Annotated in this window: 18 protein-coding genes and 1 pseudogene; 12 read left to right on the top strand and 7 right to left on the bottom strand. The window is 71.8% G+C overall.

Annotated features, from left to right (window positions below):
- Window positions 1-26: 26 nt before the first annotated feature.
- The 4 genes from ACIBK3_RS41780 to ACIBK3_RS41765 all read right to left on the bottom strand — a co-directional run bounded on the left by ACIBK3_RS41780 (window position 27) and on the right by ACIBK3_RS41765 (window position 4,044).
- Window positions 27-1,049: a TolB family protein gene (locus ACIBK3_RS41780; protein ID WP_399373460.1), complete on the bottom strand. Its 1,023-nt coding sequence runs from the start codon at window positions 1,047-1,049 to the stop codon at window positions 27-29.
- Window positions 1,046-2,329, bottom strand: a complete 1,284-nt coding sequence (locus ACIBK3_RS41775) for an MFS transporter (protein ID WP_399373459.1) — start codon at window positions 2,327-2,329, stop codon at window positions 1,046-1,048. The genes ACIBK3_RS41780 and ACIBK3_RS41775 overlap by 4 nt, the downstream gene beginning before the upstream one ends.
- Window positions 2,330-2,334: 5 nt before the next feature.
- Window positions 2,335-3,225: an alkaline phosphatase family protein gene (locus tag ACIBK3_RS41770; RefSeq protein WP_399373457.1), complete on the bottom strand. Its 891-nt coding sequence runs from the start codon at window positions 3,223-3,225 to the stop codon at window positions 2,335-2,337.
- 219 nt (window positions 3,226-3,444) lie between these two features.
- Window positions 3,445-4,044, bottom strand: a complete 600-nt coding sequence (locus ACIBK3_RS41765; protein ID WP_399373455.1) for a TetR family transcriptional regulator — start codon at window positions 4,042-4,044, stop codon at window positions 3,445-3,447.
- A gap of 97 nt (window positions 4,045-4,141) precedes the next feature.
- Here ACIBK3_RS41765 and ACIBK3_RS41760 point away from each other — a divergent pair, with 97 nt between their 5' ends.
- Entirely contained in the window at window positions 4,142-5,191 is a 1,050-nt protein-coding gene (locus tag ACIBK3_RS41760) for an NAD(P)-dependent alcohol dehydrogenase (protein ID WP_399373454.1), read from the top strand.
- A gap of 93 nt (window positions 5,192-5,284) precedes the next feature.
- Here the strand turns inward: ACIBK3_RS41760 and serC are convergent, their stop codons facing one another.
- Entirely contained in the window at window positions 5,285-6,403 is a 1,119-nt protein-coding gene (gene serC, locus ACIBK3_RS41755) for a phosphoserine transaminase (protein ID WP_399373453.1), read from the bottom strand.
- Window positions 6,404-6,538: 135 nt separating this feature from the next.
- A pseudogene (locus ACIBK3_RS41750) lies at window positions 6,539-6,661 on the bottom strand (cytochrome P450); the annotation flags it as partial.
- Window positions 6,662-7,228: 567 nt separating this feature from the next.
- Between ACIBK3_RS41750 and ACIBK3_RS41745 the strand changes: the two are divergent.
- The 11 genes from ACIBK3_RS41745 to ACIBK3_RS41695 all read left to right on the top strand — a co-directional run bounded on the left by ACIBK3_RS41745 (window position 7,229) and on the right by ACIBK3_RS41695 (window position 22,658).
- Entirely contained in the window at window positions 7,229-10,102 is a 2,874-nt protein-coding gene (locus tag ACIBK3_RS41745) for an FAD-binding and (Fe-S)-binding domain-containing protein (protein ID WP_399373451.1), read from the top strand.
- Between the two features lie 119 nt (window positions 10,103-10,221).
- On the top strand, window positions 10,222-11,343 hold the full coding sequence (locus tag ACIBK3_RS41740; protein WP_399373450.1) for a lipid II:glycine glycyltransferase FemX: 1,122 nt from the start codon (window positions 10,222-10,224) through the stop codon (window positions 11,341-11,343).
- Between the two features lie 166 nt (window positions 11,344-11,509).
- Window positions 11,510-12,448: an EamA family transporter gene (locus ACIBK3_RS41735; protein ID WP_399373448.1), complete on the top strand. Its 939-nt coding sequence runs from the start codon at window positions 11,510-11,512 to the stop codon at window positions 12,446-12,448.
- A 109-nt stretch (window positions 12,449-12,557) separates the two neighbouring features.
- Window positions 12,558-13,352 (top strand): TIGR03084 family metal-binding protein, encoded by a 795-nt coding sequence (locus ACIBK3_RS41730; RefSeq protein ID WP_399373446.1) that lies wholly within the window; start codon window positions 12,558-12,560, stop codon window positions 13,350-13,352.
- Entirely contained in the window at window positions 13,349-15,031 is a 1,683-nt protein-coding gene (locus ACIBK3_RS41725) for an acyclic terpene utilization AtuA family protein (RefSeq protein ID WP_399373445.1), read from the top strand. The genes ACIBK3_RS41730 and ACIBK3_RS41725 overlap by 4 nt, the downstream gene beginning before the upstream one ends.
- Entirely contained in the window at window positions 14,986-16,626 is a 1,641-nt protein-coding gene (locus ACIBK3_RS41720) for an acyl-CoA carboxylase subunit beta (RefSeq protein ID WP_399373443.1), read from the top strand. Before ACIBK3_RS41725 ends, ACIBK3_RS41720 begins: the two co-directional genes overlap by 46 nt.
- 8 nt (window positions 16,627-16,634) lie before the next feature.
- Window positions 16,635-18,488 (top strand): acetyl/propionyl/methylcrotonyl-CoA carboxylase subunit alpha, encoded by a 1,854-nt coding sequence (locus ACIBK3_RS41715; protein ID WP_399373442.1) that lies wholly within the window; start codon window positions 16,635-16,637, stop codon window positions 18,486-18,488.
- A 57-nt stretch (window positions 18,489-18,545) separates the two neighbouring features.
- Window positions 18,546-19,700, top strand: a complete 1,155-nt coding sequence (locus ACIBK3_RS41710; RefSeq protein WP_399373441.1) for an acyl-CoA dehydrogenase family protein — start codon at window positions 18,546-18,548, stop codon at window positions 19,698-19,700.
- Between the two features lie 29 nt (window positions 19,701-19,729).
- Window positions 19,730-21,298, top strand: a complete 1,569-nt coding sequence (locus ACIBK3_RS41705; protein WP_399373439.1) for a 4-coumarate--CoA ligase family protein — start codon at window positions 19,730-19,732, stop codon at window positions 21,296-21,298.
- Window positions 21,295-22,035 (top strand): enoyl-CoA hydratase family protein, encoded by a 741-nt coding sequence (locus tag ACIBK3_RS41700; RefSeq protein ID WP_399373437.1) that lies wholly within the window; start codon window positions 21,295-21,297, stop codon window positions 22,033-22,035. Before ACIBK3_RS41705 ends, ACIBK3_RS41700 begins: the two co-directional genes overlap by 4 nt.
- Window positions 22,020-22,658 carry a TetR/AcrR family transcriptional regulator gene (locus tag ACIBK3_RS41695; RefSeq protein WP_399373436.1) on the top strand — a complete coding sequence of 213 codons (639 nt, stop codon included), beginning with the start codon at window positions 22,020-22,022 and terminating at the stop codon, window positions 22,656-22,658. The genes ACIBK3_RS41700 and ACIBK3_RS41695 overlap by 16 nt, the downstream gene beginning before the upstream one ends.
- On the opposite strand, the gene pdxH is transcribed toward ACIBK3_RS41695, so the two are convergent.
- The gene (gene pdxH / locus ACIBK3_RS41690; protein WP_399373434.1) at window positions 22,648-23,334 is read right to left on the bottom strand and encodes a pyridoxamine 5'-phosphate oxidase; all 687 of its coding nucleotides are present in this window, start codon (window positions 23,332-23,334) and stop codon (window positions 22,648-22,650) included. The two genes, ACIBK3_RS41695 and pdxH, sit on opposite strands and share 11 nt — an antisense overlap.
- Window positions 23,335-23,409: the final 75 nt, after the last annotated feature.

Below are 23,409 nucleotides of genomic sequence, written 5' to 3'. Positions count from 1 at the left end.
AAGCCCGCTCGGCCCCGGCCCGTCCGTCACCCCAGATACGCGGGAGCGACGGCGGAGGCCATCAGTCGGTGGGCCGCGCCGGTGCCGTCGGCGGGGACGGTCCACAGGTCCGAGCCGTAGTCGCCCGGCAGGGCGTACACCAGAGTGGAGTTGTCGGACCACAGTGCCTGGTCGTCGATGTTGCGCTGCTCGGCGGTCGCGGTCTCCTTCATGGTGCGCAGGTCCAGGACGTACAGGCGCCAGGGAGCGTCCGGGGAGGCTCCCTCGACGCGTTTCTTGTAGGCGATCCGGGTGCCGTCGGGGGAGAGCGACGGACATTCGACGTTGCGGTGCAGGGTGGTGAGGGTGCGTGCCGTCACGTCGCCGCGGACGAGGTACGTGTGGCCGCCCGTCGCCAGCGTGGCGTAGAAGCGGGTGTCGTCGGCGAAGGTGACACCCCAGACGTTGGTGTCGGCGGCGCGGTAGGGACGGCCGTCCTTGGTGATGTGGAAGGTCTCCAGGTTGTCGTCGATCGCCCAGGTGCGGGTGTCGACGATGGCGGTGCGGGTGGAGAAGTCGGTGCCGGCGTACGAGTCCCCGCTGACGAAGACCGTCCAGGCGACCAGATGGCCGGAGGGCGAGACCCGGGCCCGGGTGGGAATGCCCGCGGCCGGGAAGTGGTGGAGTTCGCGCAGGTGCGAGTCGAGCACCACCGCTCGGTAGGTGTCCTCCAGCGCACCGTGCACGGCCCGCAGACAGATGGCGGTTCCGGCGGCCGCGTGGAAGCGCAGGCACTTGACGCCCGACGCGGTGCGCGGCCCGCGTGGGTCGTCGGCGGGGACGGCGGCGATCTCGTCCCGGTGCGGGCCCCAGGCCAGGTTGCGTACCAGGAGTCGGCGGCCGGTCGTCGGCCGGAGCGAGACGGTACCGGCTCGAACGGTCGGCCCGTCCGCCTGCTGCCGGTCACGCATGCCCGACCGGTGGGCGGCGTGCAGCACCGCCCCGGTACCGACCGCCCCGAGCAGCAGGACGGCGGCCAGCAGGAACGTCAGACGGGCGGTTCTGGTCACGCGGACACCTCATCAGCGTCATCGGTCTCATCGGCGGTACGGAGCAGGAACGAGGCCGCGACGGCGCTGACGGCCAGCGCGGCGGCGGTGACGGCGAGGGCGGTCCGCCCGCCCCACACGCTCCAGGCCGCACCGAAGACGAGCGAGCAGCCGAACCGGGCCAGCGCCTGGCCGGTACCCACCAGCGCCTGCCCGGCGCCCTGGTGCCGTGTGGGGACGGCTCCCGCCGTGGCGGCCGCGAGTACGCCGTCGGTGGCCGCGTAGAAAGTGCCGTGCAGGACGAGGACGGCGAGTACGGCCGGGACGCCGTGCCAGGGGGAGAGCACCAGTCCGTAGCCGAGCAGCAGAACGCCGTGGCCGGCCAGGAAGAGCCGGCGGCGGTCGACGCGGTCGGCGAGCGCGCCGAGCGGGACGGCCAGCAGCAGGAAGACGGCGGCCGTGCCCAGCGGCAGCAGCGGGAACAGATGGGCGGGCAGGTTCCCTTCGCGTTGCAGCAGGAGGTAGAGGAAGGAGTCGCTGACGGTGGTGAGGCCGAGGAGGGCCGCGCACAGGGTGAGGCGGCGCAGGCCCGGCAGACGCAGCAGGGCGAGCGAGTCGCGCAGCGCCGGGGGCGGTTCGGGAAGGCGTACGGCGTCGGCGGGGGCGGTGCGGCGGGGCACGAAGAGCAGCAGGACCAGGACGCCCAGTGTGGCCACGCAGCCGCTGACCGCGAAGACCGCGTCGTAGCCGTCGACGGTGGCCCGCAGTACGGCGAACGCGACGAGCGGGCCGAGCAGCGCGCCGGTGGTGTCCATGGCGCGGTGCACCCCGAACGCCCGTCCCCGGTGCTCGGGTTCGGTGGACAGCGAGATCATCGCGTCCCGGGGAGCGGTGCGCAGCCCCTTGCCGGTGCGGTCGACCGCGAGGACGGCGCTGATCACGGGGAGGGTGTGGGCGAACAGCAGCAGTGGCTTGCACACCGCCGACAGGCCGTAGCCGAGGCCCGCCACCACCTTGTGCCGGCGGCCTCCCCGGTCGGCGAGGTGGCCGCCGGCCAGCCGTACCAGGGCTCCGACGCCGTTGTTGATGCCGTCGAGGACACCGAAACCGAGGGGGGACAGGCCGAGGGCCGTGACCACGTAGAGCGGCAGGACGGCCGTGACCATCTCCGAGGAGACGTCCGTGATGAGGCTGACCGCACCGAGGGCCAGCACGGTGGCGGGCACGGCGGCCGGCCGCCGCCCCGGACCGGAGTCCGGGGCGACGGCGGCCTTCGTACCGCGGGAGTCCGCGAGATACACCGGCGTCAGTTCCAGATGCCGGTGATGTCGGACGCCGAGGCGGCGTTTCCCGCGTGCGCGGTCAGACCGGCCAGGTCCTCCACGGTGCGCAGCACGTTGTAGTGGTTGTAGGTGGTGGCGCTGGAGCTGCCGGCGGCGACGTGCTGCCCGTACAGGACGGTGGGGATGCGGTTGCCGGACAGCTTGTTGTCCTCGTCGAAGGTGACCGCGAGGACGCTGTTGTGGGTCTTGGCCCAGGTGGCGTAGGCGCCCAGGTTGTTCTTGATCCAGGTGTCGCCCGTGGAGACGGAGCAGTCGTGCATGTCACTGCACAGGTTCGGGACGACGAAGGAGACCTTCGGCAGGGTCGTGTAGTCGGTCGGGAACTGCGTCATGGTCTTCGCGGTGCTCGTCGGCACGTTGGAGAAGCCGAACCACGGGTTGTGCTTCTGCGCGTAGTTGCCGCTGCTGCAGGTCGTCGAACCCTGGCTGGGCAGCGACTCGTTGTAGCTCGCCCAGGTCTTCCCGGCGGCGATCAGCTCGGAGGCGAGGTTGGGCTTGGAGATGGATCCGACGCTGACGCAACTGTCGTCGGTGCGGCCCTGGTTGGAGCCCGAGAACAGCATGTAGTAGTTCGGCTCGCTGGGGTGGGTGAGGCCGTAGGACTGGGTGAGGTTGGCGCCCCCGGCCTTGAGGGTGTTGTTGAGGTACGGGGCGCTGGAGCTGCCGATCACCTGCGAGTAGGCGTGGTTCTCCATCACCACGACCACGACGTGGTCGGGGGTGGGGAGAGCGGCGGCCTGAGCGGTGGAGCCGGTCGCGGCCCACAGGCCGATCGAACCGGCGGTGAGGGCTACGGCTGCGGCGAGCGAGGCGAGGGGACGTCTGCTGGGCTTGGCGGCCTTGACGGCGGTCATACCTGTCCTCCGGACAGCGGTGACGGACGTACGGGGGGTGGCAGCGCCGTAACCCTAGGTGCCCGACCGGGAACCCGGCCGCGCGTTGTGAGGGAAGATCAGACGAACGATGGGCCCCGCCGGGCAAAGCCCGCGCAAAGGGATCCCCATCGCGGCAAAACTCACGTCAAGCGTGCGCCTTCCCTCGCGGCACGCCACGCTCGGGGCATTTCGTCCACATCAGACGCCCTTTTGGTCGGCCGTCATGGCGCGGCGGACGCTCTCGCGGAGCAGGGTGCGGCGCTGCTCGTGCAGTTCGGGGGGCTCCTGCGCGGTTGCCGCGTAGACATTGCTGACCGGTGACCAGGCCATGGACATGGCGATCACCATGGCCATGACGTCGAACGGGTCTCCCTGCCGTACCAGGCCGGCGGCCTGGGCCTCGGCGATGGCGCGCAGTTTGGGGTCGTCGAGGCGGTCGCGGTCGTCGACCAGATGCCCGGCCGGGCGTCGCTCCAGGCGTGCCCAGGTGGCCAGTCGGATGAGGTCGGGGCGGCGGAGGTACTCGTCGTAGAGGCGTACGGCCCAGTCCGCGAGGTCGGCGGCGTCGATCGGGACGACGTTCACGATCCGCTCCAGCGAGCCGAAGAAGATGGCGTCGAAGAGCCCTTCCTTGCTGCCGAAGTAGGCGTAGAGCTGCGCCTTGTTGGTGCGTGCGGCGGCCACGATCCGCTCGACGCGCGCTCCGGCGATCCCGTGCTCGGCGAACTCCTGGGTCGCCACATCGAGGATGCGCCGGTACGTCGCGGCTCCGCGCGAGGTCAGGGGCTGATCCGCCATGACCCCAGGCTATCAAACAGAACAGTTGGTTTGCCTGATGGCCGAAGTCGCCCTAACCTCAAATAAACCAACCAGTCTGTCTGTAAGGGGAAGTGCCATGAGGAACACCGTTGGCTGGCAGGTGGAAGGTCCGTCGACGACGCTGCGGCGGATACCACTGGAACGGCGCGATCTGCGCCCCGACGACCTCGCGGTCCGGGTGGACTACTGCGGTGTCTGCCACTCCGATCTGCACGCCGTCAGGGCCCGCGGCCATGGCGGCGAAGGAGGCCGGCCGCTGGTGCCCGGGCACGAGTTCACGGGCGTGGTGACCGAGACCGGCCCCGCCGTCACCGGCTTCACCGTCGGCGACCCGGTCGCGGTGGGCAACATCGTCGATTCCTGCGGTGAGTGCGCCATGTGCCGGGACGGTCAGGAGAACTTCTGCCACGCCTTCCCGACCCTGACCTACGACGGCATCGACCGGCACGACGGATCGACCACGCTGGGCGGCTACTCCCGCGAGTACGTCGTCCGCGACCGTTTCGCCCACCCTCTTCCCGCCGGTCTCGATCCGGCCGCCGCCGCTCCTCTGCTCTGTGCCGGGATCACTGTGTGGGAACCGCTGCACGCCCTCGGCGTGGGGCCCGGAACCCGCGTCGCGGTGGCGGGACTGGGCGGCCTGGGCCACCTCGCGGTCAAGATCGCCGCGGCGCTCGGCGCCGACACCTGGGTCATCAGCCGCTCAGCGGACAAGGCCGACGACGCTCGTCGTCTCGGTGCCCACGGTCTCATCGTCTCCACCGACCCGGAACAGATGGCCGACGCCCGCGACCGGTTCGACGTCGTCATCGACACCGTGTCCGCCCCTCACGACCTCGGCCCTTACCTGCGCCTGGTCGCCATGGACGGCACGCTCAGCCACCTCGGACACCTCGGACCGATCACCGTGGAGACCACCGACCTGCTCGTGGGACGCAAGAAGCTCAGCTCCGCGGGCAGCGGCGGCAGGCCCGCGACCGCCGCCATGCTGGACTTCTGCGCCAAGCACGGCATCACCGCCGACATCGAACTGCTCCCCTCGGCGCGCGTGAACGAGGCCCTCGACCGTCTCCGGCGCAACGACGTCCGTTACCGCTTCGTCCTCGACATGTCCGACCTGGACTGAGCGGCGGGGGCCGGGAACCGAAAGGGCGCCCGGTGGTGGTCACCGGGCGCCCTCGTCGTCGTACCGCTGGAAGCGGCTGACCGCTTTGTTCGACTACAGCTTCTCGATCACGTAGTCGACGCACTTGGTCAGCGCCTCGACGTCCGCCGGGTCGATCGCCGGGAACATCGCGACGCGGAGCTGGTTGCGGCCGAGCTTGCGGTAGGGCTCGGTGTCGACGATGCCGTTGGCACGCAGAACCTTGGCGACTGCGGCGGCGTCGATCTCGTCGGAGAAGTCGATGGTGCCGATGACCTGGGAGCGCTGGGCCGGGTCGGTGACGAACGGGGTGGCGTACTTGGAGTCGTCCGCCCAGCCGTACAGGCGGGTCGAAGAGTCCTTGGTGCGGGCCGTGGACCAGGCGAGGCCGCCCTGGCCGTTGATCCACTCCAGCTGGTCGTTCAGGAGGAACAGGGTGGCGAGGGCCGGGGTGTTGTACGTCTGGTTCTTGCGGGAGTTGTCGATCGCCGTGGGGAGCGAGAAGAACTCGGGCACGTGGCGCCCGGACGCGTGGATCCGCTCGGCGCGCTCGATCGCGGCCGGGGAGAAGACGCCGATCCACAGGCCGCCGTCGGAGGCGAAGGACTTCTGCGGGGCGAAGTAGTAGACGTCCGTCTCGGCGATGTCGACCGGGAGGCCGCCGGCGCCGGAGGTGGCGTCCACCAGGACGAGGGACCCGGCGTCCGCGCCCGGCACCCGCTTGATGGGGGCGGCGACACCGGTGGACGTCTCGTTGTGCGTGTACGCGTACACGTCGACGCCCGCCTCGGCCCGCGGCTCGGGGTGGGTGCCGGGGTCGGCGGAGATGACCGTGGGCTCGGCGAGCCAGGGGGCGAGCTTCGCGGCCTTGGCGAACTTGGAGGAGAACTCGCCGAAGCTGAGGTGCTGCGACTTGTTCTCGATCAGGCCGTGCGTCGCGACGTCCCAGAAGGCGGTGGAGCCGCCGTTGCCGAGGACGACCTCGTAGCCCTCGGGGAGCTGGAACAGCTCGGAGATGCCCTCGCGGACCTTACCGACCAGGTTCTTGACGGGGGCCTGGCGGTGGGAGGTGCCCATGAGGGACGTCCCGGTGGAGGCGAGTGCGTCCAGCGCCTCCGTGCGCACCTTGGAGGGACCCGCACCGAAGCGTCCGTCGGCGGGCTTGATGTCAGCGGGAATCTGGATGTCGGCCACGAGCCGGAGGGTATCTCTTCGGCGAAACCGGACGGAAACGTGTCCGTTCGATGAGACGAGTTCTCCGAAGATTTCTCCGGCCCGTGGACCTGTTTGGACTTGTGGGGATCTATGACTGGTCAGGGGCTGAGAGGTCAGTCGTACGGGCAGTTCGAAGAGGTCGTTCTGGGTCACCACCGGCTTGTTGCGCAGCTCGCTCGCCGGGACCGCCAGATCCAGCCGCGGGAAGCGCTCGTACAGCGGCGGGCAGCGCCCCCCTCACCCAAGGGCGCACCCGGTCCGGGCCCGACAGTCCCTTCGGCCTGGTGACCCTCGTCGTCGCCGAGTCCGACACCCGGCCCGGCATGACATCTCCTTCGTGCACGGCCCGAACGTCTGCCCCGGCGCGGCGCTGTCCGCCTGGAGGCGGGGGAGTAACTGCTGCCGGAGTACTGGGTAGGAGTGACTTCTGGTGAGCATGAGTGAGCGCCGGGGGCACCGTGCGGCGGCTGGATGGGATTGGTTCGGGAGGGCCTCCTGCGCCCTGGGGTGTGTTGTGGGCTTTCTCTCTCGGGAGGGAACGGGAGTTCTTGGGTCGAATGGGTGACCTTTGCTGAGGCTGCTCGTTGACTGCCGTGACGGAGCCCTTCGGCCGGGTGGGGGGTGGGCGGGTGGGCTGCGGGAGTTGGCGGCGCCGTTCGTGGTGCCCGGTCCGGCCGGGGTTGCGGTGCGGGACCGGTTGCGGGTTGCGGCGGTGCAACCGGTCCTGTGGACAACCGATCCCTTGGATCAAGAACCCTGTGGACAACCGGCCTCGTCGTCGGTGGTCGGATGCACCCTGGGTGCATGACGGATCTCGAGGCAGAGCTGCGCAGGGCCGTCCGGGGCGAGGTCGGGTTCGACGTCACGTCCCGGGCGCTGGTCACCATGGACGCGTCGAACTACCGGCGGGTGCCCCTCGGGGTGGTCGCCCCGCGGGACGCCGACGACGTGGCGGCCGTGCTGGAGGTGTGCCGGGAGCGCGGGGTGCCGGTCGTGCCGCGCGGCGGGGGCACGTCCATCGCCGGGCAGGCCACCGGAACGGGCGTCGTCCTGGACTTCACCCGGCACATGAACCGTCTGCTGTCGCTCGACCCGGAGGAGGCCACCGCGGTCGTGCAGCCCGGCCTGGTCCTCGACCGCCTCCAGGAGGCCGCCGCCCCGCACGGCCTGCGCTTCGGCCCCGACCCCTCCACCCACAGCCGCTGCACGCTCGGCGGAATGATCGGCAACAACTCGTGCGGCTCGCACTCGGTGGCGTGGGGGACGACCGCGGACAGTGTGCGGGAGCTGTCGGTGGTCACCGCGCGCGGTGCGAGGCTGCGGCTGGGGCAGGGGTGGCAGGGCGCTCCCGAGGGCCTCAGGGCTCTGGTGGAGGGGGAGTTGCCGAGGCTGCGCACCGGCTTCCCCGAGCTGCCCCGCCGTATCTCCGGCTACGCGCTGGACGCCCTGCTGCCCGAGAACGGCGCCGACGTCGCCCGTGCCTTCTGCGGCTCGGAGGGCACCCTGGGCGTCCTCACCGAGGCGGTCGTACGACTGGTCCGGGCGCCCCGCGCGCGGGCGCTGGCCGTGCTGGCGTACGCCGACGAGAGCGCGGCGGCGGAAGCGGCGGCGGGCCTGCTGCCGCACCGACCTCTCACCGTCGAGGGCATGGCCGCCGACCTCGTGCCCTCCCCGGCCGACCTGCCCCGCGGCGGCGCCTGGCTGTTCGTGGAGACCGGCGGCGACACCCAGGCGGAGGCACGCGCGCGTGCGGAGACGATCGTGCGGGCGGCGGACGTCCTCGACGCGCTGGTGGTGACTGACCCGGCCGGACAGCGGGCCCTGTGGCGCATCCGCGAGGACGCGAGCGGTACGGCGACCAGGATGCCCGACGGCTCCGAGGCCTGGCCCGGCTGGGAGGACTGCGCGGTCCCACCGGCCCGACTGGGCGCGTACCTGCGGGACTTCCGGGACCTGATGACCTCCCACGACCTGCGCGGCACGCCGTACGGCCACTTCGGGGACGGCTGCATCCACGTCCGCATCGACTTCGACCTGCTGACAGAGCCGGGCGTGGCCCGCTTCCGCCGCTTCTCCGAGGACCTCGCCGACCTGGTGGTCGCACACGGCGGCTCGCTGTCCGGGGAGCACGGCGACGGGCAGGCGCGGGCCGAACTGCTGCCGAGGATGTACGGCGCCGAGACGGTGGCGCTGTTCGAGCGGGCGAAGGCGGTCTGGGACCCCGACGACCTGCTCAACCCCGGCATGCTGGTCCGCCCGGCACCCCTCGACTCCAACCTCCGCTTCTCCGTCCTCCCGCGCGAACCGGTGGACGTGGCCTTCGGCTACCCCGCCGACGGCGGCGACTTCTCGGCCGCGGTCCGCCGCTGCGTGGGGGTCGCCAAATGCCGTACGACATCCGGGTCCGGGTCCTCCGTCATGTGCCCGTCCTTCCGCGCGACCGGCGAGGAGCAGCACTCCACACGCGGGCGGGCCCGGCTGCTGCACGAGATGCTCGCGGGTGAGCTGGTGACGGACGGCTGGCAGTCGGTGGAGGTGCGGGACGCCCTCGACCTGTGCCTGTCCTGCAAGGGCTGCCGCTCCGACTGCCCGGTCGAGGTCGACATGGCCACGTACAAGGCGGAGTTCCTCCACCACCACTACAAGGGGCGCCGCCGCCCGGCCGCCCACTACAGCATGGGGTGGCTGCCGGTGTGGCTGCGGTGGGTGTCCCGGACGCGGGCGGGGGCGGTGGTCAACGCGCTGGCGGCGGTGGGCCCGTCGGCCGCCGTGGCGAAGCGGCTGGGCGGGATCGCGGGGGAGCGGCGGATCCCCCGGGTGGCGGGGGAGACGTTCAGCCGGTGGTGGCGCGGGCGGGCGCCCGCCGGGGCCTCCCGGAACTCCGGCGCGCTGGTGGTGCTGTGGCCGGACACCTTCACCGAGCACCTCTCGCCGTCCGTGGGCCGGGCCGCCGTACGGGTACTGGAGGCGGCCGGCCTGCGGGTGGCGCTGCCGCCGACGCTACGACCGCGGGGGCGGCGAGAGGTGGGCGACGGCAGGTCGGCCCTCCTCAACCCCTTCACGCCGGGCCGCGGCCGCGTCTGCTGCGGCCTGACGTACGTCTCCACCGGCCAGCTCGACCGCGCCCGCACCGTGCTGCGCCGCACCCTCGACCTCATGGCCCCGGTGCTGGAGACCGACGCCCCGGTCGTCGTTCTGGAGCCCAGCTGCGCCGCCGCCCTCCGCACCGACCTGCCGGAGCTGCTGCACGACGACCCGCGCGCCGCCCGCCTGGCCGCGAGGGTCCTCACCTTCGCCGAGACGCTGGAGCGCCACGCCTCCGACTGGACCCCGCCCCGCGTCGACCGCCCGGCGACCGGCCAGACCCACTGCCACCAGCACGCGGTCCTCGGGGACGCCCCCGACCGCCGACTGCGCGCCGCCGCCGGCCTGACCGGTGAACTCAGCGGCGGCTGCTGCGGCCTCGCGGGCAACTTCGGCTTCGAGAAAGGCCACTTCGAGGTGTCGAGCGCCTGCGCGGAGGACCAGCTCCTCCCGGCGGTGCGTCAAGCGCCGGAAGCAGCGGTCGTCCTGGCGGACGGCTTCTCCTGCCGGACACAACTGGAGCAGCTGGCGGGAGTGCGGGGACGACACCTTGCGGAGGTACTGGCGGAGGCGCTGGAGGGTGAGGAGACGTGAGGGGGGAGCCGGACAGGTGAAGGGACGTGATGGATGAGCTGGGGGGAGGTGTCCGGACCCCGGGACGGCCGTACCTGGCTCCTACTCTGACGAAATCACCCACGTCAAGGAGCCTGCGCATGCCTCTCCGCCTCCGGACCATCACGCGCGACGAGCACCTCGGCTTCGTCGCGTCCCGCCCCTCCGCCAGCCCTGCGCAGGTCCCGTCGTGGGGCGAGGTGAAGCCGGACTGGCGGGCGGAGAGCCTGGGTTGGTTCGACGCGGAGGGGCGTCTCGTGGGAGCCGGGCTGGCGCTGCTGCGGCCGGTGCCGAGGCTGCGGAGATACCTCGCGTACCTGCCCGAGGGCCCCTTGATCGACTGGGACGCGGCCGACCTCGACGGCTGGCTGAAGCCGATGGTCGCCCACCTCGAGCGGCAGGGGGCCTTCACGGTCAGGATGGGGCCGCCGGTCGTCGTACGCCGCTGGAGCGCCGAAGCCGTGAAGGCGGCGATCGCCGATCCGGGCGCCCGCCGTCTGCGTGACGTCGAGGCCACCTCGACCGAACCACGCGCCGTCGACCTCGCCGAACGCCTGCACCGGGCCGGCTGGCGGCAGTCCGCACCCGGCGGCGAGCACGGCTTCGCCGCCGGCCAGCCCCGGTACGTCTGCCAGGTGCCGTTCGCCGGACGGTCGCTGGAGGACATCCGCCACGGCCTCAACCAGCAGTGGCGGCGCAACATCAAGAAGGCGGAGCAGGCCGGCGTGAAGGTCGTCCGCGGCGGATACGACGACCTCCCCGCCTTCTACGAGCTGTACACCGAGACCGCCGAACGCGACCGCTTCCTCCCGCGCCCGCTGCCCTACTTCCAGCGCATGTGGACCGCGCTCACCGCCGAGCACCCCGACCGCATGCGGCTCTATCTCGCCCACCACGACGGTGACGTCCTCGCCGCGGCCACCATGCTCACCGTCGGCGACCACGTCTGGTACTCCTACGGTGCCTCCGCCGTCCGCAAGCGCGAGGTCCAGCCCAGCAACGCCCTGCAGTGGCGCATGATGACCGACGCCCACGAACTCGGCGCCGCCGTCTACGACTTCAGGGGCATCACCGACACCGTGGAGGAGTCCGACCCCCTGCTCGGCCTGCTGCGTTTCAAGACGGGCGCGGGAGGCGAGGCCGTCGAGTACCTCGGGGAGTGGGACTTCCCGCTCAACCGGCTGCTGCACAAGGCCCTGCGGCTGTACATGGCCCGGCGCTGAAACCGACCGCGCCGGCCGCGCCGTCCCCTGAAGGCGGCTTCTGGGACAGTGGCAAAAAAGGTTCACGCACCTGACGGAGTCCATTACCCTGGACTCCGTCGTACAGTGAGATGAACGGCCTCGAGCCGTCGATCCAGCCACCTGCTAGCCGCCCCCGGAAGGCCCCGTGAGCACCCCCTCCACCCCCACCCCGGTCACTCCCGCGCCGGCCGGCGCCTCCGCCCCGGTCGGTGCCCCGCCCCGCCGCGGCTCTCTCGGCCCGGTGGGCCTGGTGCTCGCCGGAGGGGTCTCGGTGCAGTTCGGCGGGGCCCTCGCGGTGACCCTGATGCCGAGGACGGGCGCGCTCGGCGTGGTCGCGCTGCGGCTGCTGGTGGCAGCCGTGGTACTCCTCGTGGTCTGCCGCCCTCGGCTGCGCGGCCACTCCCGTGCGGACTGGGGCACGGTCGTCGTCTTCGGCCTCACCATGGCCGCCATGAACGGCCTCTTCTACCAGGCCCTCGACCGCATCCCCCTCGGCCCCGCAGTCACCCTGGAGGTGCTCGGCCCCCTCGCGCTCTCGGTCCTCGCCTCCCGGCACGCGATCAACGTGCTGTGGGCCTCGCTCGCCCTGGCCGGCGTCTTCCTCCTCGGCGGCGGAGACTTCTCCGGTCTCGACCCGGCCGGCGTGGCCTTCGCCCTGGGCGCGGGCGCGATGTGGGCGACGTACATCGTCTTCAGCGCGCGTACGGGCCGCCGCTTCCCGCAGGCCGACGGGCTCGCGCTCGCCATGGCGGTCGCGGCGCTGGTGTTCCTGCCGCTCGGCATCGCCGGGTCGGGCGCGAAGCTCCTGGACCCCACGGTGATCGCCCTGGGATCGGCGGTCGCCCTGCTCTCCTCCGTCCTCCCCTACACCCTCGAACTGCTCGCCCTGCGCCGCCTGCCCGCCTCCGCCTTCGCGATCCTCATGAGCCTGGAACCGGCCATCGCCGCCACCGCCGGCTTCCTGATCCTCGACCAGACCCTGACCGTCACCGAGGCCGCCGCGATCGCCCTGGTCATCGCGGCGAGCATGGGCGCGGTACGGACGCAGGTGGGGCGGGGGAAGGCGAAGAGGACCGAAGGCTGAGGGGATCGGGTCCGAGGCATCGGGTCCGGGGGGATCGGGGTCCGGGGCCCGGCAATAAATCCATGCAAGCGCGCTTGCTTGTTTCTGGCCCCGCTGCCATGCTCGCCCCATGGCCGACCCGACGCCCGTGTTCGACGACCTGCGTGCCGAGAGCGACGAACTCGACGTGCTCGTCGCCGAGTTGAGCCCCGAACGATGGGCCCTCGACACCCCCGCGCCCCGCTGGACCATCGCCCACCAGATCGCCCACCTCGCCTGGACCGACCACTCGGCCCTGCTGGCGGTGACCGACGCGGACGCGTTCCGGACGCTGGCGGAGAAGGCCCTCGCCGCTCCCGACTCGTTCGTCGACGAAGGCGCGGAGGAGGGAGCCGGACTCCCGCCCGCCGAACTGCTCGCCCGGTGGCGCGAGGGCCGTACCGCACTCGACTCCGCCCTGCGTGCCGCACCGCCCGGCGCCCGCTTCCCCTGGTACGGCCCACCGATGTCCGCCGCCTCCATGGCGACCGGGCGCCTGATGGAGACGTGGGCCCATGGTCAGGACGTGGCGGACGCGCTGGGGGTCACCCGTAGCCCCACCGACCGTCTTCGGCATGTGGTGCGGATCGGTGTGCGTGCCCGGGACTTCGCCTTCGCCGTGCACGGCCTGCCCGCGCCCGCCGACGCGTTCCGCGTCGAACTCGTCGGCCCCGGCGGCGACCCGTGGACGTACGGCCCCGAAGACGCCGCCCAGCGGGTGACCGGCCCCGCCCTCGACTTCTGCCTCCTGGTCACCCAGCGCGCCCACCGCGCCGACCTCGCCCTGCGCGCCGACGGCCCCGACGCCGACCGCTGGCTGGACATCGCCCAGGCCTTCGCGGGCCCGCCCGGCACCGGACGCCCGCCGAAAGAAGCGGGCCGGTGACTCCCCTGCGTGTCGGCAACGCGTCCGGCTTCTACGGCGACCGCTTCGACGCCATGCGCGAGATGCTCACCGGTGGCGAACTCGACGTCCTCACCGGCGACTACCTCGCCGAGCTGACCATGCTCATTCTCGGCCGCGACCGTCTCAAGGACCCCGGCGCGGGTTACGCCCGCACCTTCCTGCGACAGCTGGAGGAGTGCCTCGGGCTCGCCCATGAGCGCGGGGTCAGGATCGTCACCAACGCGGGCGGCCTCAACCCCGCCGGACTCGCCGACAGGGTGCGGGAGTTGGCGGACCGGCTCGGACTTCCCGTCCGGGTCGCGCACGTCGAGGGCGACGACCTCACCGCCGCCCACCCCGGCAGCCTCGCCGCCCACGCCTACCTCGGCGGGTTCGGCATCGCGGCCTGTCTGCGCCAGGGCGCGGACGTCGTCGTCACGGGCCGGGTGACGGACGCGGCGCTGGTCACCGGGCCCGCCGCCGCCCACTTCGGCTGGCAGCCCGGGGACCACGACCGGCTCGCGGGGGCCGTCGTCGCCGGACACGTCCTGGAGTGCGGGACGCAGGCGACCGGCGGCAACTACGCGTTCTTCCGTGACGGCCCCCCTGACATGCGACGGCCCGGCTTCCCCCTCGCCGAGATCCACGAGGACGGCACCGCCGTCATCACCAAGCACCCGGGCACCGGCGGCTTCGTCGACGTCGGCACGGTCACCGCCCAGCTCCTCTACGAGACCTCCGGCGCCCGGTACGCCGGCCCCGACGTCACCGCCCGCCTCGACACCGTACGGCTCGCCCAGGACGGCCCCGACCGGGTGCGCGTCGAGGGCGTACGCGGCGAGGCCCCGCCCCCGACCCTCAAGGTCGGCGTCAACCGTCTCGGCGGCTACCGCAACGAGGTGACCTTCGTCCTCACCGGCCTCGACATCGAGGCGAAGGCCGCGCTGGTGCGCGAACAGATGGCGGACGCGCTGGCCAAGTCACCGCCCGCCGAGATCCGTTGGGACCTCGTCCGCACCGACCGCGCCGACGCCTCGACCGAGGAACTGGCGAGTGCCCTGCTGCGGCTCGTCGTACGGGACGCGGACCAGGAGGTCGTCGGGCGGGCGCTCAGCGGTGCCGCCGTGGAACTGGCGCTCGCCAGCTACCCCGGGTTCCATGTGCTGGCGCCACCTGGAAAGGGCGCACCCTATGGGGTCTTCGAGGATGTGTACGTCCCCCATGGTGCCGTCGGCCATGTGGCCGTCCTCCACGACGGACGCCGGATCCCCGTGTCCCCGGCCCACGAGACCGTCGTACTGGAGGACGTTCCGGAGCCGCCCCTGCCCCAGCCCCTGCCGCCGGGGCCCACCCGCCGCGCCCCCCTCGGCCTCGTCGCCGGTGCCCGCAGCGGGGACAAGGGCAAGAACGCCAACGTCGGTGTCTGGGCCCGGTCCGAGGACGCCTGGCGCTGGCTCGCCCATGAGCTGACCGTCGACCGTTTCCGGCACCTGATCCCCGAGAGCGGCCGGTTGCGGGTCACCCGCCACGTCCTGCCCCACCTCCGTGCCCTGAACTTCGTCGTCGAGGGAATCCTCGGCGAGGGCGTCGCCGCCCAGCACCGTTTCGATCCGCAGGCCAAGGCGCTGGGCGAATGGCTGCGCTCCCGCCACCTGGACATCCCGGAGGCCCTCCTTTGACGGTCATCACCTCCACCCTCGACACCTCCGGCGCCGACTACCGCGCCCACCGCGACGCGATGCTCGCCAAACTGGACGAACTGGCCGCCGAGCACACGAAGGCACTGGCGGGCGGCGGCCCGAAATACGTGGAACGGCACCAAAAGCGCGGCAAACTCCTCGCCCGCGAACGCGTCGAGCTGCTCCTCGACCCCGACACCCCCTTCCTGGAACTGTCCCCGCTGGCGGCCTGGGGGAGCGACTACACCGTCGGCGCCTCCCTGGTCACCGGCATCGGGGTCGTCGAGGGCGTGGAGTGCCTGATCACCGCGAACGACCCGACCGTGCGCGGCGGCGCCAGCAACCCGTGGAGCCTGAAGAAGGCCCTGCGTGCGAACGACATCGCGCTCGCCAACCGGCTGCCCTGCATCAGCCTGGTCGAGTCCGGCGGCGCCGACCTGCCCTCCCAGAAGGAGATCTTCATCCCCGGCGGCGCGATCTTCCGCGACCTCACCCGGCTCTCCGCCGCCGGCATCCCGACCGTCGCCGTCGTGTTCGGCAACTCCACGGCCGGAGGGGCGTACATCCCCGGCATGTCCGACCACGTGATCATGGTCAAGGACCGTGCCAAGGTTTTCCTCGGCGGGCCGCCGCTCGTGAAGATGGCCACCGGCGAGGAGAGCGACGACGAGTCGCTGGGCGGCGCGGAGATGCACGCGCGCGTGTCGGGTCTCGCGGACCACTTCGCCGTCGACGAACACGACGCCCTGCGGCAGACGCGGCGCGTGGTCGCCCGCCTCAACCACCGCAAGGCGTACGCCGATCCCGGTCCGGCCGCGCCCCCCAAGTACGACGAGGACGAGCTGCTCGGCATCGTCCCGGGGGATCTGCGTACCCCCTTCGACCCGCGCGAGGTCATCGCCCGCGTCGTCGACGCCTCGGACTTCGACGAGTTCAAGCCCCTCTACGGGACCAGCCTCGCCACCGGCTGGGCGACCCTGCACGGCTACCCGGTCGGCATCCTCGCCAACGCCCAGGGGGTCCTGTTCAGCGAGGAGTCCCAGAAGGCCGCCCAGTTCATCCAGCTCGCCAACCAGCGCGACATCCCCCTCCTCTTCCTGCACAACACCACCGGCTACATGGTCGGCAAGGAGTACGAGCAGGGCGGCATCATCAAACACGGCGCGATGATGATCAACGCGGTGAGCAACAGCCGGGTGCCCCACCTGTCGGTCCTCATGGGCGCGTCCTACGGCGCCGGCCACTACGGCATGTGCGGCCGCGCCTACGACCCCCGCTTCCTCTTCGCCTGGCCCAGCGCCAAGTCGGCCGTCATGGGCCCGCAGCAGCTCGCGGGCGTGCTCTCCATCGTGGCCCGGCAGTCGGCCGCCGCCAAGGGACAGCCGTACGACGAGGACGCGGACGCCGCCCTGCGCGCCATGGTGGAGCAGCAGATCGAGTCCGAGTCGCTGCCCATGTTCCTGTCCGGGCGGCTCTACGACGACGGCGTCATCGACCCGCGCGACACCCGCACGGTCCTCGGCCTGTGCCTGTCGGCCATCCACACGGCGCCGTACGAGGGTACGCGCGGCGGCTTCGGCGTCTTCCGGATGTGAGGAACCCCTTGATCACGACACTCCTCGTCGCCAACCGGGGCGAGATCGCCTGCCGCATCGTCCGCACCTGCCGTGAGCTGGGCATCCGAACGGTCGCCGTGCACTCCGACGCCGACGACAACGCCCTGCACGCGCGCCTGGCCGACGCGACGGTACGACTGCCGGGCGCGTCGCCCGCCGACACCTACCTGCGCGGCGACCTGATCGTGAAGGCCGCCCTCGCCGCCGGAGCCGACGCCGTGCACCCCGGCTACGGCTTCCTCTCCGAGAACGCCGACTTCGCCCGCGCCGTCCTCGACGCGGGCCTGCGCTGGATCGGCCCGCCACCCGAGGCGATCGAGGCGATGGCGTCCAAGACGCGCGCCAAGAAGCTGCTGGGGATCACGTCCCTCGCGCGAGTCACCGAGGCCGACCTGCCGGTCCTGGTCAAGGCGGCCGCGGGCGGCGGGGGGCGCGGGATGCGTGTCGTACGCCGACTCGACGACCTGGACGCCGCCCTGGAAGGCGCCCGCGCCGAGGCGGCGAGCGCGTTCGGCGACGGCGAGGTGTTCATCGAGCCGTACCTCGGGGGCGAGGCAGGCGGCCGGCACGTCGAGGTGCAGATCCTCGCCGACACCCACGGCACGGTCTGGCCGCTGGGCACCCGGGACTGCTCCCTCCAACGCCGCCACCAGAAGGTCATCGAGGAAGCCCCGGCACCAGGACTCTCCGAGGAACTCACCCAGGAGCTGTACGACACGGCCGTACGCGCCGCCCGGGCCGTCGACTACGCCGGCGCCGGCACCGTCGAGTTCCTGATCGCGGACGACAGACCCCACTTCCTGGAGATGAACACCCGCCTCCAGGTCGAACACCCCGTCACGGAAGCCGTCTTCGCCCTCGACCTGGTCGCCCTCCAACTCCGCATCGCCGAAGGCGCCGAACTGCCGGAAAACCCACCGCTCCCGTCCGGCCACGCCGTCGAGGCCCGCCTCTACGCCGAGGACCCCGCCCGCGACTGGACCCCCCAGACCGGCACCCTGCACCAGCTGACCGTCCCTGACGGCGTCCGCCTGGACACGGGCTACGAAGCCGGCGACACCATCGGCGTCCACTACGACCCCATGCTCGCCAAGCTCATCGCCCACGCCCCCACGCGCGCGGAGGCCATCCGCAAACTCGCGGGAGCCCTGGAGAAGACGAGCCTCCACGGCCCGGTCACCAACCGTGACCTCCTCCTGCGCTCGCTACGGCACCCCGAGTTCACCGCCGCCCGCATGAACACCGCCTTCTACGACCGCCACCTCCCCGACCTCACCCAGCCGACCCCCGACCCGCACGCCCCCCTGGCCGCCGCCCTCTCCGACACCCACGGCCGCTCCCGCTTCGGCGGCTGGCGCAACGTCCCTTCCCAGCCCCACACCAAGCGCTACGCGACCAGCGCGGGCGAGGAGATCGAGGTCCACTACCGGCACACCAGGACGGGCCTGGAGGCGGACGGGGTCCGCGTCGTCCACGCCGACGCGCGTCTGGTCGTACTCGAAGAGGCGGGCGTGCGGAGAAAGTTCGCGGTGGCGCGGTACGGCGACCAGGTGTACGTGAACGGGGACGCCCTGACCGCCCTGCCCCGCTTCCCGGACCCGACGACCCAGCACGCCCCGGGCTCCCTGCTGGCCCCCATGCCGGGAACGGTGGTCCGGGTGGCGGAGGGCCTGACCGAGGGAGCCGCGGTACAGGCAGGCCAGCCCCTGCTGTGGCTGGAGGCGATGAAGATGGAACACAGGATCACGGCCCCGGTCACGGGGACGCTGAGCGCCCTGCGAGTGGCGCCTGGTCACCAGGTGACGGTCGGTGAACTGCTGGCGGTAGTACAGCCAACCTAAGGGGCGCGGGGAAGTGCGCGAGCAACCACACACAACCTGCACCCGGGAAGGAGCCCCATGCCCCCCACCACGGATTCCGAAGAACAGAAGGCCCTACGAACCGCCGTCGCCGCCCTCGGCAACCGCCACGGCCGCAACCACGACCGACAGGCCCTCTGGTCCGAGGCAGGCAAACTCGGCTACCTCGGCGTCAACCTGCCGGAGGCATACGGTGGTGGAGGCGGCGGCATCGCCGAACTCTCCATCGTCCTCGAAGAACTCGGCGCCGCAGGCTGCCCCCTCCTCATGATGGTCGTATCCCCAGCCATCTGCGGCACAGTGATCGCCCGCTTCGGCACCGAAAAACAGAAGCACGAGTGGCTCCCCGGACTCGCCGAAGGCACCCGCACCATGGCCTTCGGCATCACCGAACCCGACGCCGGCTCCAACTCCCACCGCATCACCACCACGGCCCGCCGCGACCCGGACACCGGCGACTGGCTTCTCACCGGCCGCAAAGTCTTCATCTCCGGCGTCGACACAGCCGACGCCACCCTCATAGTCGCCCGCACCGAAACCGCGTCCGACAAGAACTCCCGCACCGGCCGCCTCAAGCCCTGCCTGTTCATCGTCCCCCGCGACGCCCCCGGCTTCCAGCGCCGTCAGATCGACATGGAACTGACCGCGGTGGAGAAGCAGTTCGAGCTGACCCTGGACGACGTACGACTGCCCGCGGACGCGCTCGTCGGCGACGAGGACGCGGGCCTGCTCCAGCTCTTCGCCGGTCTCAACCCCGAACGCATCATGACCGCCGCCTTCGCGATCGGCATGGGCCGCTACGCCCTCGCGCAGGCCATCGCCTACGCCCGCGACCGCACCGTGTGGGACACCCCCATCGGCGCCCACCAGGCCATCGCCCACCCCCTCGCGCAGGCGCACATCGACCTCGAACTGGCCCGTCTGATGATGCAGAAGGCCGCCCACCTGTACGACGCCGGCGACGACACCGGCGCGGGCGAGGCCGCCAACATGGCCAAGTACGCGGCGGGGGAGGCGTGCGTGAAGGCCGTCGACCAGGCCGTGCACACCCTCGGCGGCAACGGCCTCACCCGCGAGTTCGGGCTCGCCTCCTTGATAACGGCCTCGCGCGTGGCTCGTATCGCCCCAGTCAGCCGGGAGATGATTCTCAACTACGTCTCCCACCAGACCCTCGGCCTGCCCAAGTCGTACTGACCGGGCGCCCTGTCGCGCGAGGAGGAACCATGTTCCGCAGCGAGTACGCAGACGTCCCGCCCGTAGACCTCCCCATTTACGAGGCGGTGCTGGGCCGCGCCGCCGCGTTCGGTGACACCCCCGCCCTGATCGACGGCACCGACGGCACCACCCTCACCTACGACCAGCTGGACCGCTTCCACCGCCGCGTCGCCGCCGCCCTCGCCGAGGCGGGCGTCCGCAAAGGCGACGTCCTCGCCCTGCACAGCCCCAACACGATCGCCTTCCCGACCGCGTTCTACGCCGCCACGCGCGCGGGTGCCTCCGTCACGCCCGTGCACCCGCTCGCCACGCCGGAGGAGTTCGCCAAACAGCTCACCGACTCCGCCGCCCGCTGGATCGTCACGGTCTCGCCGCTCCTGGACAGCGCCCGCAGGGCCGCCGAAATCGCCGGCGGCGTCCAGGAGATCTTCGTCTGCGACAGCGCGCCCGGACACCGCTCACTCATCGACATGCTCGCCTCGGCCGCCCCCGAGCCGCGCATCGACATCGACCCCGCCCAGGACGTGGCGGCACTCCCGTACTCGTCGGGCACGACCGGCATCCCCAAGGGCGTCATGCTCACGCACCGCCAGATCGCCACCAACCTCGCCCAGCTCGAACCGGTCATGCCGGCGAGCCCCGGCGACCGCATCCTCGCCGTGCTGCCGTTCTTCCACATCTACGGCCTCACTGCCCTCATGAACGCACCCCTGCGCCAGGGCGCCACCGTCGTCGTCCTGCCCCGCTTCGACCTGGAGACCTTCCTCGCGGCCATCCAGAACCACCGCATCACCGGCCTGTACGTCGCCCCGCCGATCGTCCTGGCCCTCGCCAAACACCCCCTGGTCGCCCAGTACGACCTGTCGTCCCTGAAGTACATCATCAGCGCCGCCGCCCCCCTGGACGCCCGCCTGGCCGCCGCCTGCTCGCACCGCCTCGGCCTGCCGCCCGTCGGCCAGGCGTACGGCATGACGGAACTGTCCCCGGGCACCCACGTCGTCCCCCGGGACGCCATGCGCGAGGCGCCCCCCGGGACCGTCGGCAAGCTCATCGCCGGCACCGAGATGCGGGTCGTCTCCCTCGACGACCCCGACAAGGACCTCGGCACCGACGAGTCCGGCGAGATCCTCATCCGCGGCCCCCAGATCATGAAGGGCTACCTCGGCCACCCCGACGCCACCGCCCAGATGATCGACAAGGACGGCTGGCTGCACACCGGAGACGTCGGCCACGTCGACGCCGACGGCTGGACCTTCGTCGTCGACCGTGTCAAGGAACTCATCAAGTACAAGGGCTTCCAGGTGGCCCCCGCCGAACTCGAAGCACTCCTGCTCACCCACCCCGGCATCGCCGACGCCGCCGTCATCGGCGTCTACAACGACGACGGCAACGAGGTCCCGCACGCCCACGTGGTCCGCCGGCCCACCGCGCCCGACCTCTCCGAAGGAGAGGTCATGATGTACGTCGCCGAACGCGTCGCCCCCTACAAACGCGTCCGCCAGGTCACCTTCATCGACGCCGTACCCCGCGCCGCCTCCGGCAAGATCCTGCGCCGCCGCCTGAGGGAGCACCCATGACGACCCTCGTCCACACCGCCCACGAACGCGGCATCACCACCCTCACCCTGGACTCGCCGCACAACCGCAACGCCCTCTCGGCGGCCCTCGTACAGGAACTCGCCGACGCCCTGGAACAGAACGGCGAGGACGACGACGTACGCGCCATCGTCCTCACCCACACCGGCACCACCTTCAGCGCGGGCGCCGACCTGCGCGACCCACCGCCGCCCCAGGCGCTCGTCGCCCTCCTGCGCCAGATCATCGAACTGCCCTCACCCGTCCTCGCCCGGGTCACCGGCCATGTCCGTGCCGGCGGCCTCGGCCTGCTCGCCGCCTGCGACATCGCCGCCGCCTCCACCGCATCCACCTTCGCCTTCACGGAGGTACGCATCGGGGTCGCCCCCGCCGTCATCTCACTCCCGCTGATCCCCCGCACCGACCCGCGCGCCCTCGCCCGCCACTACCTCACCGGCGAGCGCTTCGACGCCGCCGAAGCCGCCCGCATCGGCCTCCTGACAGCGGCGGGCGACGACGTGGACGCCGTACTCGCACCCGTCCTGGACGGCCTGCGCAAGTCCGCACCCCAAGCTCTGGCCGAGACGAAACAGCTGCTCACGGCTAGGGTGCTCGAAGCCTTCGACCGAGACGCGGCCGCCCTCACCGCGCTCTCGGCCCGGCTGTTCTCCTCCCCGCAGGCCCGCGAGGGGATGACGGCTTTTCTCGAACGACGGGATCCACCATGGGTACTGCTGTGAGCGCCATCGAACACGTGCCGGGTGAGCGCGTGACCGGAGAGCGTGTCCCCAAGCAGGACCGCAGCAGGGCCACCCGGCAACGACTCCTGGAAGCCGCCGTGGCCTGCCTCGCCGAACGTGGCTGGACCGGCTCCACGGTCGCCGTCGTCGCCGAACGCGCCGGCGTCTCCCGCGGCGCAGCCCAACACCACTTCCCCACCCGCGAGGACCTCTTCACCGCAGCCGTCGAATACGTCGCCGAGGAACGCTCCACCGCCCTGCGCGCCCTGTTCCCCCAGGGCGCGACCGGCGACCGCCACGCCGTCGTCTCCGCCCTGGTCGACCTCTACACCGGCCCCCTCTTCCGCGCCGCCCTCCACCTGTGGGTCGCCGCCTCCAACGAGGCCCCCCTAAGACCACGCGTCACGGAGCTGGAGGCCCACGTCGGCCGCGAGACCCACCGCATAGCCGTCGACCTGCTCGGCGCCGACGAAACCCGCCCCGGCGTCCGCGAAACCGTCCAGGGCCTGCTGGACATGGCCCGCGGCCTGGGCCTCGCGAACCTGCTCACGGACGACACCGGCCGCCGCGAACGGGTCGTGGCGCAGTGGGCACGGATCCTGGACACGGTCCTCACGGACTGAGCCGCTCCACCCGCCAGCTCCCGTCCGCCTCCGCCACATACCGCAACCGGTCATGCAGCCGGTTCTCCCGGCCCTGCCAGAACTCCACCGTCCGCGGCGCCACCCGGAAACCACCCCAGTGCGGCGGCACCGGCACCTGCCCGCCCTCCGGATAACGGGCGGCCAGCTCCGCGTACGACGCGTCCAGCCCGGCACGGTCCGCGATCACCGACGACTGCTCGCTCGCCCAGGCACCCAGCTGGGACCCGTGCGGACGCGTACGGAAGTACGCCGCCGTCTCGTCCCGCCCGGTACGCCGGGCCACGCCCGTCACGATGACCTGCCGGGCCATCGGATGCCATGGGAACAACAGCGCGACCTGCGGATTCTCGGCCAGGTCACGGGCCTTGCGGGAGCCGTAGTTGGTGTAGAAGACGAAGCCCTGTTCGTCGAAGTGCTTCAACAGCACCGTACGGGAGCTGACCCGGCCCTCGGCATCCGCCGTGGACACCACCATGGCGTTCGGCTCGAACAACCGGCCCTCCGTCGCGGCCTGCTGGAACCACCGCGCGAACTGCTCCACGGGCGAGGCGGCCAGATCGGCCTCGGCGAGCCCCTCCGCCCGGTAATGCTGACGCATCGAGGCGGGATCGGGGGAAACGGCGTCTGCGTCCTTCACATGGTCATCCTGCCGCATCGAATCCGCGGGCATCCCGCCGTATCGGCGACAGCCCCGGACATGAAAATGGCACTGAGTGCCGCTGACCCTCCC

The organism is Streptomyces sp. NPDC050287, from assembly GCF_044459385.1.
In the GTDB taxonomy this organism is placed as follows: Bacteria; Actinomycetota; Actinomycetes; order Streptomycetales; family Streptomycetaceae; genus Streptomyces.
This window is presented reverse-complemented; position numbering and strand designations above follow the sequence as displayed.